The organism is Streptomyces sp. NPDC003300 (genome assembly GCF_040610915.1).
Taxonomy (GTDB): Bacteria; Actinomycetota; Actinomycetes; order Streptomycetales; family Streptomycetaceae; genus Actinacidiphila.
Map to the genome: position 1 here is coordinate 1 of NZ_JBEXNE010000025.1, position 15,468 is coordinate 15,468.

Consider the following 15,468-nt stretch of genomic DNA (forward strand, 5'->3'; position numbering starts at 1 on the left):
GTCGCCGCCCGCCGGGACGCGCTCGCGCCGTCGCTCCGCCGCAAGGACGGCACCGGCGCGCTGCTCAGCGCGGGCGAGGGGCGCGACGCCCTGCCCGGCATCCTGGGCTCGGCCGCCGCGCTGCTCCGCGTCACCCCCGGCTACGAGATCCCGCTCGCCGCCGCGCTCGGCGCCGCCGCCGACGCCGTCGCGGTCACCGGCCCCTCCGCCGCCGCGGACGCGCTGCGCCTGCTCCGCAAAGAGGACGCGGGCCGCGCGGCCCTCCTCCTCGCGGCCCCGGCCGCCGAGCCCGTCGTCGCCCGCGACCACCGCCCGCCGACGGAGGCCGCGCGCGACGCGGCCGACGGGGACGGTCAGAGTCTCGCGAGCGGGGGCGTTTCCGGGGGCGGCGCGGGGTCCGGCGGGTCGGGCCCGGGCCCGGCAGACGCGGGCGTTTCCGGCGACCCGGGGCCGGACGCGGCCGAAGCGGGCGGGCGGCGTGCCGCGCTGCCGGGGCAGGCGGGCGGCGGCTCCGCCGGGGCCGGTGACGGGGGTCGTCCGGCGGCGACGGCGGGCGCCGGTGTGCCGGGTCCGAGGCCGGAGGCCGCAGGGCTGCCCGGGCAGGCGCGGTGGGCCGTGGAACTGGTCGCCGCGGACGGGGAGCTGCTGCCCGCGGTGCGGCGGCTGCTGGACGGGATCGTCGTCGTGGAGTCGCTGGAGGAGGCCGAGGCGCTGGTCGGACGGCGTCCCGAGCTGACCGCGGTGACCGCGGAGGGCGATGTGCTGTCCGCGCATCTCGCGCAGGGCGGCTCGGCGAAGGCGCCCAGCCTGCTGGAAGTGCAGGCGCAGGTGGACGAGGCGACGGCCGAGCTGGAACAGCTCGACGCGCGCTGTGCGGCCCTGGCGGCCGAGCAGCAGGACGCCAAGGAGCGCCGGGCGGTGGCGACGCGCGAGGTCGAGGCGCTGACGCAGCTGCGCCGCGCGGCGGAGAAGGAGAAGTCGTCGGTCGCGCAGCAGCTGGGCCGGTTCGGCGGCCAGGCTAGGGCGGCGGCGGGGGAGGCGGACCGGGCCGCCGCGGCCGTGGGCCGCTCCGAGGAGGCGCTGGCGGCGGCCCGCGAGGAGTTCGAGGAGCTGTCGTACCGGCTGAGCGAGGCCGAGGAGGAGCCCGGCGAGGAGGAGCCGGACACCTCCGTACGGGACCGGCTGTCCGCCGACGGCGCGAACGCCCGGCAGACCGAGATGGAGGCGCGGCTCCAGGTCCGTACGCACGAGGAGCGGGTCAAGGGCCTGGCGGGCCGGGCCGACGGCCTGGACCGGGCGGCGCGCGCCGAGCGCGAGACCCGGGCCCGCGCCCAGCAGCGCAGGGCCCGGCTCGCCTACGAGGCGTCCGTCGCGGCGGCCGTGGTGGAGGGCGCCCGGGCGCTGCTGGACTGCGTCCAGATCTCGCTGGGCCGCGCCGAGGAGGAGCGGGCCGCCGCCGAGCAGGCGAGGGCGGAGCGCGAGGCGGAGCTGGGCCAGGAGCGGCGGCGTGGCCGGGACTTGAAGAGCGAGCTGGACCGGCTGACCGGCGACGTCCACAAGGGCGAGGTGCTGGGCGCGGAGAAGCGCATGCGGATCGAGCAGCTGGAGGCCAAGGCGCTGGAGGAGCACGGCATGGAGCCCGCGGGGCTCGTCGCGGAGTACGGCCCCGACCAGCTCGTGCCGCCGTCGCCGCCCGCCGAGGGCGAGATCCTGCCCGAGGACCCGGAGGACCCGCGCAACCAGTTGCGCCCGTACCACCGCCCCGAGCAGGAGAAGCGGCTGAAGGCGGCGGAGAAGGCGTACGCGCAGCTCGGCAAGGTCAACCCGCTGGCGCTTGAGGAGTTCGCGGCGCTGGAGGAGCGGCACAAATTCCTCACCGAGCAGCTGGAGGACCTGCGCAGGACGCGGGCCGACCTGCTCCAGGTGATCAAGGACGTGGACGAGCGGGTGGAGCAGGTCTTCACCGCCGCCTTCCATGACACCGCCCGCGAGTTCGAGGGTGTCTTCTCGCGGCTTTTCCCAGGTGGGGAGGGTCGGCTGCTGCTCACCGACCCGGACAACATGCTGACCACAGGTGTGGAGGTTGAGGCGCGTCCGCCCGGGAAGAAGGTCAAGCGGTTGTCGCTCCTGTCGGGCGGTGAGCGCTCGCTGACCGCGGTGGCGATGCTGGTGTCGATCTTCAAGGCACGGCCGAGTCCGTTCTATGTGATGGACGAGGTCGAGGCCGCGCTGGACGACACCAATCTCCAGCGGCTCATCCGGATCATGGAGGAGCTTCAGGAGAGCTCGCAGCTCATCGTGATCACGCACCAGAAGCGGACGATGGAGGTCGCCGATGCCCTGTACGGCGTATCGATGCAGGGCGACGGTGTCTCCAAGGTGATCAGCCAACGGCTGCGGAACGGCAAGCAGCCGGCCGCGTAGGGCTCCGGGTCAGGCCCGGTTCCCGAGTGGTGGTGACCGACGCGTCGGCTGACACTCGAAGATCCAGACCCTCATGTGAGGGCTCACCGCCGAGCCCGAGGAGCCATCTTGACCAGCACCGCACGAGCCTCCGCCTCGGCAGATCACAACCCGCTGCCGGAGCACATCGGCCACATCATCTTCATCACGGCCGCCGCCGCCATGGGCGGCTTTCTCTTCGGCTACGACAGCTCCGTCATCAACGGCGCCGTCGAGGCCATCCGTGACAAGTACAACATCGGCTCCGGCACGCTCGCCCAGGTCATCGCCATCGCCCTGATCGGCTGTGCCATCGGCGCCGCGACCGCGGGCCGGATCGCCGACCGGATCGGCCGTATCCGCTGCATGCAGATCGCCGCCGTCATGTTCACCGTCAGCGCCGTCGGCTCGGCACTGCCCTTCGCGCTGTGGGACCTGGCCCTGTGGCGGATCATCGGCGGCTTCGCGATCGGCATGGCCTCGGTCATCGGCCCGGCCTACATCGCCGAGGTCTCGCCGCCCGCCTACCGCGGCAGGCTCGCCTCGTTCCAGCAGGCCGCCATCGTGCTCGGCATCGCGGTCTCACAGCTCGTCAACTACGCCATCCTCAAGGGCGCCCACGGCGACCAGCGCGGCCACATCGTCGGCCTGGAGGCGTGGCAGGTCATGCTCGGTGTGATGGTCATCCCCGCGGTGGTCTACGGGCTGCTGTCGTTCGCGATCCCCGAATCGCCGCGCTTCCTGATCTCCGTGGGGCGCGAGCAGGACGCCAAGGCCGTACTCGCCGATGTCGAGGGCTCGGACACCGACCTGGACGCCCGTGTCGCCGAGATCGAGACCGCCATGCGGCGCGAGCACAAGTCGACCTTCAAGGACCTGCTCGGCTCCCGCGGCGGTTTCCTGCCGATCGTCTGGATCGGTATCGGCCTGTCGGTCTTCCAGCAGCTCGTCGGCATCAACGTGGCCTTCTACTACTCGTCCACGCTCTGGCAGTCGGTCGGCATCAACCCCAGCAGCTCGTTCTTCTACTCCTTCACCACGTCGATCGTGAACATCATCGGCACGGTGATCGCGATGATCTTCGTGGACCGGATCGGCCGCAAGCCGCTGGCGCTGATCGGCTCCACCGGCATGGCCGTCGCGCTCGCCCTGGAGGCGTGGGCCTTCTCGTCCAAGTCCGGTGCCACCCTGCCGAACACCGAGGGCACGGTCGCCCTGATCGCCGCCCACTGCTTCGTGCTCTTCTTCGCCCTGTCGTGGGGCGTCATCGTCTGGGTCTTCCTCGGCGAGATGTTCCCCAACAAGATCCGGGCCGCGGCGCTCGGCGTCGCCGCCTCCGCGCAGTGGATCGCCAACTGGGCCATCACCGCGAGTTTCCCGAGCCTGGCGGACTGGAATCTGTCGGGCACGTACGTCATCTACGCGTGCTTCGCGACGCTCTCCATCCCGTTCGTGCTGGTGTTCGTGAAGGAGACGAAGGGCAAGACGCTGGAGGAGATGGGATAGCCGGGCGCCAAGCTCGCCGGGTGCCGGGTGCCGGGTGCCGGGTGCCGGGTGCCGGGCCGCGGGCCCCGGAGGCTACGCGGCGAGCTTGGGGAGCACCTGCTCCGCGAGCAGCCGCAGGCTCCGCCAGCCCTCGTCGACGGGCATGCCCCCGCACAGCGGGTGCAGCACCAGGCTCGCCTGGTCACCGCCCGCCTCGGCGAGGGCGACGCACTGCGCCGGTGTGACGATCCGGTAGACGCCCTCCGCGCGCAGCTCCGCCACTCCCGACGCGGCCGAGCGGACCGCCGAGTGGATGTCGCCCGACTGCCAGGACGCGTAGGTACGCGCCTCGTGCAGCAGGTGCCCGCCGTACTCGGCCCAGGCCCGGTCCGGGTCCTCCGCGATGTGCAGCAGCGGCACGTCGGCAGGGGGCATCAGGCACCAGCCCTCCGTGCCGTACGCGGCCAGCCGCTCCTCGTAGTACGCCGCCAGCTCCGGCAGGTGCGCGCTGGGGAAGAACGGCAGGCCGAGCCGGGCCGCCCTGCGGGCCGCGGCCCGTGAGCTGCCGCCGATCAGCAGCGGCGGATGCGGCCGGGAGTACGGACGGGGCGTGACGCGTACGGTACGGCCGCGGTAGTCGAAGGGCTCGCCGGTCCAGGCCGCGATCAGCGTGTCGAGCACCTCGTCCTGGAGGGCGCCGCGCCGGTGCCAGTCCTGGCCGAAGGCCGCGTACTCCTCCGGGCGGTAGCCGATCCCGGCCACCGTGACCAGCCGCCCGCCGCTGACCAGGTCCAGTACGGCCAGGTCCTCCGCCAGCCGCAGCGGGTCGTGCAGCGGCCCGATCAGCGCGGACACCGTCACCGAGATCCGGCTGGTGGCGCCGAGCACGGCTCCCGCGAAGGCCAGCGGCGCCGAGAGCCAGTTGTTCTCCGCGCCGTGGTGCTCCTCGGTCTGCACGGTGGTGACGCCGTGCTCGTCGGCGTACCTGGCCATCTCCAGGGCCGCCCGGTACCGTGCGCCGAGTGCCTTCGGCTCGGCCCCCGGATCGATCAGATTCATGCGCACGACGGTCACGGTCATGGCGGACGGCCCCCTTCGCCGGATGCGGGCGACCGGAGATTAGCTGACGCAGCGTCAGATTCACAGGGCCGCGACGGTCCGGGGACGGCTGGGGCGGGCCGGGAAGGCCGCGGTCCGCCGCTCGCTCGCCGCTCGCTCGCCGCCCGCGCGCCGCCCGCGCGGCGCGGATACGGGCGCGGGTCCTGGGCGGGCGAGGGGTTTCCCGTACGGTTGACGTGCGCGTGTGCCTGACCGAGCCGTGACGCCTCGGTGGTCCCGAGCGTCGGTGGGCTAGCATGCACACGCCCTGACCTGGTGAAAGGCTCCGAAAGAAACCATGGAAATCGTCGTCCTTGCCGTAGTCATCGCCCTGGTCGTGATCCTCGGCGCCGGTGGACTGGTCGTCGGCAGCCGCCGCAAGAAGCGGCAGCTCCCGCCGACGCCGCCGAGCAGCCCGTCCGTCACCGCGCCTCCCGCGGAACCGCACGTCGGTGACGAGGCCGAGGCCCCGCGGGAGGAGCCCCGCAGGACCATCGAAGAGGTCGCCCTGCCCGGCGCGACCGCCGCGCCCGACGCGGTGGAGGAGGTGCAGGTCCCCCAGGCGCCGGTGCTCGAACAGCCGGAGCCCACGGCGGGACGCCTCGTCCGGCTGCGCTCACGCCTGTCGCGCTCGCAGAACTCGCTGGGCAAGGGCCTGCTCACGCTGCTCTCCCGCGAACGCCTCGACGAGGACACGTGGGAGGAGATCGAAGAGATCCTGCTCACCGCGGACGTCGGCGTCGCGCCCACCCAGGAACTGGTGGAGCGGCTGCGCACCCGCGTGCGGGTGCTCGGCACCCGGACCCCGGACGAGCTGCGCGGGCTGCTCCGCGAGGAGCTGATCACGCTCCTCGACCCGGAGCTGGACCGCACCCTGCGCACCGAGAGCCACGAGACGTCCCCGGCCGTCCTGATGGTCGTCGGCGTCAACGGCACCGGCAAGACCACCACCACGGGCAAGCTCGCCCGCGTGCTGGTCGCCGACGGCCACAGCGTCGTGCTCGGCGCGGCCGACACCTTCCGCGCCGCCGCCGCCGACCAGCTCCAGACCTGGGGCGAGCGCGTCGGGGCGCGTACGGTACGCGGCCCCGAGGGCGGCGACCCCGCCTCCATCGCCTTCGACGCGGTCAAGGAAGGCATCGCCGAGGGCGCCGACGCGGTGCTCATCGACACCGCGGGCCGCCTGCACACCAAGACCGGCCTGATGGACGAGCTGGGCAAGGTCAAGCGCGTCGTGGAGAAGCACGGCCCGGTCGACGAGGTGCTGCTCGTCCTCGACGCCACCACCGGCCAGAACGGCCTCGTCCAGGCCCGCGTCTTCGCCGAGGTCGTCGACATCACCGGCATCGTCCTCACCAAGCTCGACGGCACCGCCAAGGGCGGCATCGTCGTCGCCGTCCAGCGCGAGCTGGGCGTCCCGGTCAAGCTCATCGGCCTCGGCGAGGGCGCCGACGACCTGGCCCCGTTCGAGCCGGGCGCCTTCGTGGACGCGCTCATCGGGGACTAGGGCCTGTCGTACGGCTGCGGTAAGGGGCGCTCACCCAGGTGGGCGTCCCTTACTCGTACCTGGTTGTGTACGGCAGGCGGCAGGCGGCAGGCGGCAGGCGGCGGGCGGCGGGCGGCGGGCGGCGAGGAGCGAGCGGCAAGCGCCGAGCGGGACGGCAGGGCTCAGGCGAAGGCGCTGTCGCGGTGGCTGACGTACGCCAGAGTGCCGAGCAGGAGGCGGGCCTCGGGGGGCTGGGCGGCCGAGTCGAGGACCGGCTCGCGCAGCCAGCGGACCGGGCCGTGGCCGCCGAGGTCGGACGGGGGAGCCGTCACGTGGTCGCCGGGGCCCAGGCAGCGCAGGTCGAGGCGCGCGTCGTCCCAGCCCATCCGGTAGAGCAGGTGCGGCAGCTCGGCGGCGGCGCCCGGCGCGACGAAGAACTGCGCGCGCCCCGTCGGCGTCAGCAGGACCGGACCGAGCCGCAGTCCCATCCGCTCCAGCCGTACCAACGCCCGGCGCCCGGACGCCTCGGCCACGTCGAGCACGTCGAAGGACCGCCCCGCGGGCAGCAGCACCGCGGCCCCCGGCACCTGTGACCAGGCATGGGCGGCCCGCTCAAGCGTGGTGCCCGCAGGGATCTCGTCGGCGAAGGGCAGCGGATGCGCGCCCGGCTCCTTGCAGTCGTCCGCGCCGCACGAGCACGAACCGCCGCCGCGCGAGGCCCGCGCGCCGGGCACCACGGCCCAGCCGCACAACCCCGTGTACTCCGCGACAGTGGTGCACACGGCGGCGCGCGTTCGCCGGCGCGCGCCGGGCCGAACCCCGGACCGCCCTCCGGTCCGCTGCTGCCGGATCTCCCGCATGCTGCCGATCGTGAACACCATGACACCTCCAACGGATCGCCGCGCCCGATGGTTACGCACCCGCCTGACCTCGTCCGACCGGCATGTGTCAAGTGAATCGCCTGTCGCCATAGTCGAGTTCATTCGAAGGGGTGGCGAATGGTGGCGTTTCCGCAACAACGGTCGCGGACGGGTGATCGTAGGATTACTTTCGGTTCGTAGGCCGACGAGGGCCGTCCGCACGCCTGCTCGGTTGTGCCGCAGGCATGCCTACGGCGGTGCGTGCGGTGTCGACAGGACTCAACCAGCCCTGGTATCCAAAGGGTTGAGCTAGTTCGGATGGGGGCTTGACCGTGGGCGGCACACAAGAGAAGCAGCCCAACGCGCAGTTGACCTCCTGGTTCGTGCGCAGCGGCTGGTCCAAGGGCGAGCTGGCCCGTCAGGTGAACCGCAGGGCACGCCAGTTGGGCGCCCACCACGTCAGCACCGACACCTCACGCGTGCGCCGCTGGCTCGACGGCGAGCAGCCCCGCGAGCCCATCCCGCGCATCCTGTCCGAGCTGTTCTCCGAGCGCTTCGGCTGCGTGGTGCCCGTCGAGGACCTGGGGCTGCGCTCCGCGCACCAGCCCGCCGCGGGCGGCGACGTCGACCTGCCGTGGGCGGGCCCGCAGACCGTCCAGTTGATCAACGAGTTCTCCCGCAGCGACCTGATGCTCGGCCGCCGCGGCTTCCTCGGCGCCTCGCTCGCGCTGTCCGCGGGCCCCGCGCTCATCGAGCCCATGCAGCGCTGGCTGGTGCCCACCGGCTCCGCCGCCGGCGGCCCGCAGGGCCCATCGGGGGCCGACGGCCCGCTGCTCACCGCGCCCCGCGACACCGCGGGACGCCCCTCGCGGCTGTCGGAACAGGAGTTGCAGCTCCTGGAGTCCACCACCGTGATGTTCCGCGAGTGGGACAATCAGTGCGGCGGCGGCCTGCGCCGCAAAGCCGTCGTCGGCCAGCTCCACGAGGTCACCGACCTGCTCCAGGAACCGCAGCCCGAGGCCGTGGCCCGCAGGCTGTACCGGATCACCGCCGACCTCGCCGCGCTCGCCGGATGGATGAGCTACGACGTCGGACTCCAGCCCACCGCCCAGAAGTACCTGGTCCTCGCGCTGCACGCGGCCAAGGAAGCGGGCGACCGGCCGCTCGGCGCCTTCATCCTGTCCTCGATGAGCCGTCAGATGATCCACCTGGACCGGCCGGACGACGCCCTGGAGCTCATCCACCTCGCGCAGTACGGCAGTCGGGATTCGGCCACCGCCACCACCCAGGCGATGCTGCACTCGCTGGAGGCCCGCGCGTACGCCAACATGGGCCAGGTCAACAAGTGCCACCGCGCCGTCCGGATGGCCGAGGACACCTGGAGCGACTCCCGCCCGGCCGAGGACCCGTCCTGGATCAGCTTCTTCAACGAGGCCGAACTGAACGCGGAAAACGCGCACTCCTACCGCGACCTCGCCTACATCGCGGGCCGCAGCCCCACGTACGCCTCCCTCGCGCACCCCGTCATGGAGCGCGCCGTCGAGCTGTTCAGCGACGACCCGGTGCACCAACGCGCGTACGCGCTCAATCTGGTGGGCATGGCCACCGTGCACCTGCTCCAGCAGAACCCCGAGCAGGCCGCGCACTTCACCGAGCACGCCATCACCGTCGCCAAGCGGGTCCGCTCCGAGCGCGTCAACACCCGTATCCGCAAGACCACCCAGTCCGCGGTACGCGACTACGGCGATGTCGCCGAGGTCGTCGCGCTCTCCGACCGGCTCTCGGCGGAACTCCCGGAAGTCGCCGCGTCCGCGTGACCGTCACCGCGTCCGTAAACGTCAACGCGCCCGCGTGAACGCCGCCGCGTCCGCTGTGGCTCGGCCCTCCGCGTAACGCGGCATTACTGTCACGCCTGTCCCGGCCGTCCCGTATACCGACGGGTATCCGACCGGCTTCCCCGACTCGTGGCCGGTCCGTATCCGCTTCGTATCCCATCCCACGTCACACGCGTATACAGCCTTCCGGTCACGTACGGCCGGTTCACCTTCACGTAACACGCGCGACTTCTTCGTCACGGCGCCGAAACACCGTGCGGCATCGTCGGAAACCCGCCTGAGCGAATCTCTTGGCGAAAACCGGCCCAACCCTTGCACCGCCCGCACGGGCCGTTCGGATGACGAGGAGACGCCGATGGCACCAGCCATCATCACGCTGGCCGCGGATGCGCCCAAGCTCGATACCGGAAGTACGGCGTTCATGCTGATCAGCGCCGCCCTAGTGATGGTGATGACCCCAGGTCTCGCCTTCTTCTACGGCGGCATGGTGCGCGTCAAGAGCGCCCTGAACATGTTGATGATGAGTTTTATCAGTCTGGGCATCATCACCATTCTCTGGACGCTGTACGGATTCAGTTTCGCCTTCGACAGCGGTAGCGGCTTCATGGGCGGCACCGACTGGCTGGGCATGCGCGGTATCGGTATCTCGGAGCTCTGGCCCGGATACGGCATCCCGGTCTATGTCTTCGCCGTCTTCCAGCTCATGTTCGCGATCATCACCCCGGCGCTGATCAGCGGCGCCCTCGCCGACCGCGTCAAGTTCACCGCCTGGGCGCTGTTCATCACCCTGTGGGCCACGGTCGTCTACTTCCCGGTCGCGCACTGGGTGTGGGCCTCCGACGGCTGGCTGTTCAAGAAGGGTGTCATCGACTTCGCCGGTGGTACCGCGGTGCACATCAACGCCGGCGCCGCGGCCCTCGGAGTCATCCTCGTGATCGGCAAGCGCAACGGGTTCAAGAAGGACCCGATGCGCCCGCACAGCCTCCCGCTGGTCATGCTCGGCTGCGGCCTGCTGTGGTTCGGCTGGTTCGGCTTCAACGCGGGCTCCTGGCTCGGTTCCGACGGCGTCGCCGCCGTGGCCTTCACCAACACCCAGGTCGCCACCGCCGCCGCGATGCTCGGCTGGCTGATCTACGAGCGGATCAGGCACGGCTCCTTCACCACCCTGGGCGCCGCGTCCGGCGCGGTCTCCGGTCTGGTCGCCATCACCCCGGCCTGCGGCTCGGTCTCCCCGCTCGGCGCCATCGCCGTCGGTCTGATCGCCGGTGTCGCCTGCGCCGCGGCCGTCGGCCTGAAGTACCGCTTCAACTACGACGACTCGCTCGACGTCGTCGGCGTCCACATGGTCGGCGGCATCGTCGGCTCCCTGCTCATCGGCTTCTTCGCCACCGGCGGCGTCGGCCAGACCGCCAAGGGCGTCTTCTACGGGGGCGGCTGGCACCAGCTCGGCCTCCAGTTCATCGGTGTCGGCGCGGTCCTCGGCTACTCCCTGGTGTGCGCCACGATCCTCGCCAAGCTCATCGATGTCACCATGGGCTTCCGGGTCACCGATGACGAAGAGGTCACCGGCGTCGACCAGGTCCTGCACGCCGAGACCGCGTACGACTTCGCGGGTGTCGGCGGCCGGTCCTCCGTCCCCGTGCCCGGTGCGAACAGCGAGGCGGACGCCTCCAGCAAGAAGGTGGACGCGTGAAGCTCATCACCGCCGTCGTGAAGCCCCACCGGCTCGACGAGATCAAGGAAGCACTCCAGGCGTTCGGCGTCCACGGCCTCACGGTCACCGAGGCCAGCGGCTACGGTCGGCAGCGTGGACACACCGAGGTCTACCGGGGCGCGGAGTACACCGTCGACCTGGTGCCGAAGATCCGCATAGAGGTACTGGCGGAGGACGCGGACGCCGAACAGCTCATCGAAGTGATCGTGAAAGCGGCCAGAACCGGCAAGATCGGTGACGGCAAGGTGTGGAGTCTGCCGGTCGACACGGCCGTCAGGGTCCGCACCGGCGAGCGCGGCCCCGACGCGCTTTAGTGCCGTGACCGGCGGTGTTCGCCGGGAGGGGCATCAGGACCACACCATTGGCCCCCAGCGTGGAGAACGAGTGACCGACAGCGTCGAAGCGCAGGACAGCAGTTACGCGGCGGCCCGGCTGCGTCTCCTCAACGAGGAGGCGCGGTCCGGGCCGCCGCGCCGTGCGGCCCTGGCCGCCCTCACCGACCAGTGGCTCGCGCAGCTCGCCACCGAGGCCGCGGCGGCCACCGGCACCACGGGCTTCGCCCTGCTGGCCGTCGGCGGCTACGGGCGCGGCGAGCTGTCACCGCGCAGCGACCTCGACCTGGTGCTGCTGCACGACTCGCAGAAGACCGTCGCGGCCCTCGCCGACCGCATCTGGTACCCGGTCTGGGACCTCGGCCTGGCCCTGGACCACTCGGTACGCACCCCGGCGGAGGCCCGGCAGACCGCAGGGGAGGACCTCAAGGTCCAGCTCGGCCTGCTCGACGCCCGGCACATCGCGGGCGACTCCGCGCTCACCGCGGCCCTGCGCAGCAGCGTCCTGGCCGACTGGCGCAATCAGGCGCCCAAGCGGCTGCCCGCGCTGCACGAGATGTGCCAGGAGCGCGCCGAACGCCAGGGCGAGCTGTCGTACCTGCTGGAACCCGACCTCAAGGAGGCCCGCGGCGGCCTGCGCGACGCCACCGCCCTGCGGGCCGTCGCCGCCTCCTGGCTCGCCGACGCGCCCCGCGAGGGCCTCGAAGAGGCCCGCACCACCCTGCTGGACACCCGCGACGCCCTGCACCTGGCCACCGGCCGCGCCACCGACCGGCTCGCCCTCCAGGAGCAGGACCAGGTCGCCGACGCGCTCGGCCTGCTCGACGCCGACGCGCTGCTGCGCCAGGTCTACGAGGCCGCCCGGCGGATCGCGTACGCCTCCGACGTCACCTGGCGCGAGGTCGGCCGCGTCCTGCGCTCACGCCAGCAGCGCCCCCGCCGCCGCGGACTGCTCGGCCGCGGCCGTACGACCCCCGCCGCCGTCCACACCCCCGAGCGCGTACCGCTGGCCGACGGCGTCGTGGAGCAGGAGGGCGAGGCCGTGCTGGCGCTGGCCGCCAGACCCGACCGCGACCCCGTCCTGGCGCTGCGCGCCGCGGCGGCCGCGGCCCAGGCCGGGCTGCCGCTGTCGCTGCACGCCGTCCGCAGGCTCGCCGCGTCGGCCAAGCCGCTGCCCGTGCCGTGGCCGGGGGAGGCCCGCGAACAGCTCGTGACGCTGCTGGGCGCCGGTGAGTCCACCGTCCAGGTCTGGGAGGCGCTGGAGGCCGAAGGGCTGATCACCCGGCTCCTGCCCGACTGGGAGCGGGTCCGCTGCCGCCCGCAGCGCAACGCCGTGCACCGCTTCACCGTCGACCGGCACCTGGTGGAGACCGCCGTGCAGGCCGCCGAGCTGACCCGCCGCGTCGGCCGCCCCGACCTGCTGCTGACCGCCGCGCTGCTGCACGACATCGGCAAGGGCTGGCCCGGCGACCACAGCGAGGCGGGCGAGGTCATCGCCCGCGACGTCGCCACCCGGATCGGCTTCCACGAGGCCGACGTCGACACCCTCGCCCTGCTGGTCCGCCACCACCTGCTGCTCATCGACACCGCGACCCGCCGCGACCTCGACGACCCCGAGACCATCCGGTCGGTCGCCGAGACCGTACGGGACACCTCCACGCTGGAACTGCTCGCCGCCCTCACCGAGGCCGACGCGCTGGCCACCGGGCCCGCCGCCTGGAGCACCTGGCGGGCCTCGCTCCTGGCCGACCTGGTCGACCGGGTCGCCGGGGCGCTCGACAGCGGAGCGCTGCCGCAGGTCGCCGACCGTGAGCCCACCGCCGAGGAGGAACGCCTGGTCATCGAGGCCGCCCGCACCGGCGGCCCGGTGCTGGCGCTGCACGCCCACACCGAGCCCGAGGCCGAGGGCGACGCCCAGGACGAGGCGCTGGGCGTGGAACTCGTCCTCGCCGTCCCCGACCGGCCCGGCCTGGTCGCCCAGGCCGCGGGCGTCCTCGCCCTGCACCGGCTCACCGTCAGGGCCGCCGACCTGCGCGCCGTCGACCCCCTCGGCGAGGGCCCGATCGCGCTGCTGACCTGGCGGGTCTCCGCCGAGTACGGCGCGCTGCCCGAGGCCGCCAGGCTCCGCGCCGACCTCGCCCGCGCCGTCGAGGGCACCCTGGACATCGAGGCCAGGCTCGCCGAGCGGGAGGCCGCCTATCCGCGGCGGCGCGGCATCACCCCGCCGCCGCCCCGCGTCAGCGTCGCCCCCGGCGGCACCTCGCAGACCGCCACCGTCCTCGAAGTCCGCGCCCACGACGCCCCCGGCCTGCTGCACCGCATCGGCCTCGCCCTGACCGCCACCGCCGTCACCGTCCGCTCCGCGCGCATCTCCACCCTGGGCGCGAACGCGGTCGACGCCTTCTACGTCGTCGGCAAGGACGGCGAGCCGCTGCCGCCCGCCCGCGCGGCCGAGGTGGCCCGCCAGGTCGAGAAGGCGCTGCGGTGACGGGGCGGTCGCGGCGGCGGCGATGAATCGCGGTCGCGGCGGCGACAATGAATCCGGGGCGAACCGAACGGGGGTCGGCCAAGTACCCTTGAGGACGACCACCGCCCACCCCCGACGCGAGGATCCACGACCGACGTGTTCGATACCCTCTCCGACCGCCTTGCAGCAACCTTCAAAAACCTCCGGGGCAAAGGCCGTCTGTCCGAGGCGGATATCGATGCCACCGCGCGCGAGATCCGGATCGCGCTGCTCGAAGCCGACGTCGCCCTCCCCGCGGTGCGCTCCTTCATCGCGAACGTCAAGGAGCGCGCCCTGGGCGCGGAGGTCTCCAAGGCGCTCAATCCCGCGCAGCAGATCGTCAAGATCGTCAACGAGGAACTGGTCGGCATCCTCGGCGGCGAGACCCGCCGCCTGAGGTTCGCCAAGCAGCCGCCGACCGTGATCATGCTCGCGGGCCTCCAGGGCGCCGGTAAGACGACGCTCGCAGGAAAGCTCGGCAAGTGGCTCCAGGGCCAGGGACACACCCCGCTGCTGGTCGCCTGCGACCTCCAGCGCCCCAACGCCGTCAACCAGCTCAGCGTCGTCGCCGAGCGCGCGGGCGTCGCCGTCTACGCGCCCGAGCCGGGCAACGGGGTGGGCGACCCCGTCAAGGTCGCCGGGGACTCCATCGAGTTCGCGAAGACCCAGCAGTACGACATCGTCGTGATCGACACCGCGGGCCGCCTCGGTGTCGACGAGGAGCTGATGCGGCAGGCCGCGGACATCCGCGACGCCGTACGCCCCGACGAGATCCTCTTCGTCGTCGACGCGATGATCGGCCAGGACGCGGTCAACACCGCGGAGGCGTTCCGCGACGGCGTCGGCTTCGACGGCGTGGTGCTGTCCAAGCTGGACGGCGACGCCCGAGGCGGCGCCGCGCTGTCGATCGCGCACGTCACCGGCAAGCAGATCATGTTCGCGTCGAACGGCGAGAAGCTGGACGACTTCGACGCGTTCCACCCGGACCGGATGGCCTCCCGGATCCTGGGCATGGGCGACATGCTGTCGCTGATCGAGAAGGCCGAGCAGACCTTCAGCCAGGCCGAGGCCGAGAAGATGGCCGCCAAGCTGCAGAGCAGCAAGGGCGGCAAGGACTTCACGCTCGACGACTTCCTGGCCCAGATGGAGCAGGTCCGCAAGATGGGCTCCATCTCCAAGCTGCTCGGCATGCTGCCGGGCATGGGCCAGATCAAGGACCAGATCAACAATCTGGACGAGAAGGACGTCGACCGCACCGCCGCGATCATCAAGTCGATGACGCCCGGCGAGCGGCAGGACCCGCACATCATCAACGGCTCGCGCCGCGCCCGTATCGCCAAGGGCTCCGGCGTCGAGGTCAGCGCGGTCAAGGGCCTGGTGGAGCGGTTCTTCGAGGCGCGCAAGATGATGTCGCGGATGGCCCAGGGCGGCGGCATGCCCGGAATGCCGGGGATGCCGGGGATGCCGGGCATGGGCGGCGGTCCGGGCCGGCAGAAGAAGCAGCAGAAGCAGGCCAAGGGCAAGCGGCAGTCGGGCAACCCGATGAAGCGCAAGGCGGAGGCCGCGGCCGCCGCCGCCCGCCGCGAGCAGCAGGGCCAGGGGCAGGAGGGCGACAGCCCGTTCGGTCTGCCCCCGGGCGGCGAGAACTTCGAACTGCCCGACGAGTTCAAGAAGTTCATGGGCTGAGCCCGGCGACGGGACCCGGCGGCG

General features: G+C 72.4%; 10 protein-coding genes. 8 read left to right on the plus strand and 2 right to left on the minus strand.

All coding sequences use genetic code 11. The annotated features are described in order from the left end of the window. The coding region (locus ABZX65_RS29060; RefSeq protein WP_355346344.1) for an AAA family ATPase at nucleotides 1-2,424 on the plus strand (2,424 nt) is incomplete at its 5' end. A 108-nt stretch (nucleotides 2,425-2,532) separates the two neighbouring features. Continuing rightward, nucleotides 2,533-3,948, plus strand: a complete 1,416-nt coding sequence (locus ABZX65_RS29065) for a sugar porter family MFS transporter (RefSeq protein WP_355346347.1) — start codon at nucleotides 2,533-2,535, stop codon at nucleotides 3,946-3,948. Between the two features lie 72 nt (nucleotides 3,949-4,020). On the opposite strand, the gene ABZX65_RS29070 is transcribed toward ABZX65_RS29065, so the two are convergent. Continuing rightward, nucleotides 4,021-5,007, minus strand: a complete 987-nt coding sequence (locus tag ABZX65_RS29070; protein ID WP_188281234.1) for an LLM class flavin-dependent oxidoreductase — start codon at nucleotides 5,005-5,007, stop codon at nucleotides 4,021-4,023. Between the two features lie 316 nt (nucleotides 5,008-5,323). On the opposite strand from ABZX65_RS29070, the gene ftsY reads away from it, so the two are divergent. Continuing rightward, complete coding sequence (ftsY, locus tag ABZX65_RS29075; protein ID WP_355346350.1) at nucleotides 5,324-6,532, plus strand: signal recognition particle-docking protein FtsY; 1,209 nt, start codon at nucleotides 5,324-5,326, stop codon at nucleotides 6,530-6,532. Between the two features lie 161 nt (nucleotides 6,533-6,693). Here ftsY and ABZX65_RS29080 read toward each other — a convergent pair whose 3' ends face one another. After that, nucleotides 6,694-7,392 carry a bifunctional DNA primase/polymerase gene (locus ABZX65_RS29080; RefSeq protein WP_355346353.1) on the minus strand — a complete coding sequence of 233 codons (699 nt, stop codon included), beginning with the start codon at nucleotides 7,390-7,392 and terminating at the stop codon, nucleotides 6,694-6,696. A gap of 311 nt (nucleotides 7,393-7,703) precedes the next feature. On the opposite strand from ABZX65_RS29080, the gene ABZX65_RS29085 reads away from it, so the two are divergent. From ABZX65_RS29085 to ffh, 5 genes are all read left to right on the plus strand, one after another. Beyond that, nucleotides 7,704-9,188: a hypothetical protein gene (locus tag ABZX65_RS29085; protein WP_355346356.1), complete on the plus strand. Its 1,485-nt coding sequence runs from the start codon at nucleotides 7,704-7,706 to the stop codon at nucleotides 9,186-9,188. A 373-nt stretch (nucleotides 9,189-9,561) separates the two neighbouring features. Continuing rightward, complete coding sequence (locus ABZX65_RS29090) at nucleotides 9,562-10,899, plus strand: ammonium transporter (protein WP_355346359.1); 1,338 nt, start codon at nucleotides 9,562-9,564, stop codon at nucleotides 10,897-10,899. Then, nucleotides 10,896-11,234 (plus strand): P-II family nitrogen regulator, encoded by a 339-nt coding sequence (locus ABZX65_RS29095; RefSeq protein ID WP_355346362.1) that lies wholly within the window; start codon nucleotides 10,896-10,898, stop codon nucleotides 11,232-11,234. Before ABZX65_RS29090 ends, ABZX65_RS29095 begins: the two co-directional genes overlap by 4 nt. A gap of 70 nt (nucleotides 11,235-11,304) precedes the next feature. After that, entirely contained in the window at nucleotides 11,305-13,740 is a 2,436-nt protein-coding gene (locus ABZX65_RS29100) for a [protein-PII] uridylyltransferase (protein WP_355346365.1), read from the plus strand. Nucleotides 13,741-13,875: 135 nt separating this feature from the next. After that, nucleotides 13,876-15,444: a signal recognition particle protein gene (gene ffh, locus ABZX65_RS29105; protein WP_355346368.1), complete on the plus strand. Its 1,569-nt coding sequence runs from the start codon at nucleotides 13,876-13,878 to the stop codon at nucleotides 15,442-15,444. Nucleotides 15,445-15,468 lie beyond the last annotated feature (24 nt).

What these genes read in the sequence shown, in the direction of transcription:
- ftsY (WP_355346350.1), top strand. Translation starts at nt 5,324, where the DNA reads ATGGAAATCGTCGTCCTTGCCGTAGTCATCGCCCTGGTCGTGATCCTC.
- ABZX65_RS29080 (WP_355346353.1), bottom strand. Translation starts at nt 7,392, where the DNA reads ATGGTGTTCACGATCGGCAGCATGCGGGAGATCCGGCAGCAGCGGACC.
- ABZX65_RS29070 (WP_188281234.1), bottom strand. Translation starts at nt 5,007, where the DNA reads ATGACCGTGACCGTCGTGCGCATGAATCTGATCGATCCGGGGGCCGAG.
- ABZX65_RS29090 (WP_355346359.1), top strand. Translation starts at nt 9,562, where the DNA reads ATGGCACCAGCCATCATCACGCTGGCCGCGGATGCGCCCAAGCTCGAT.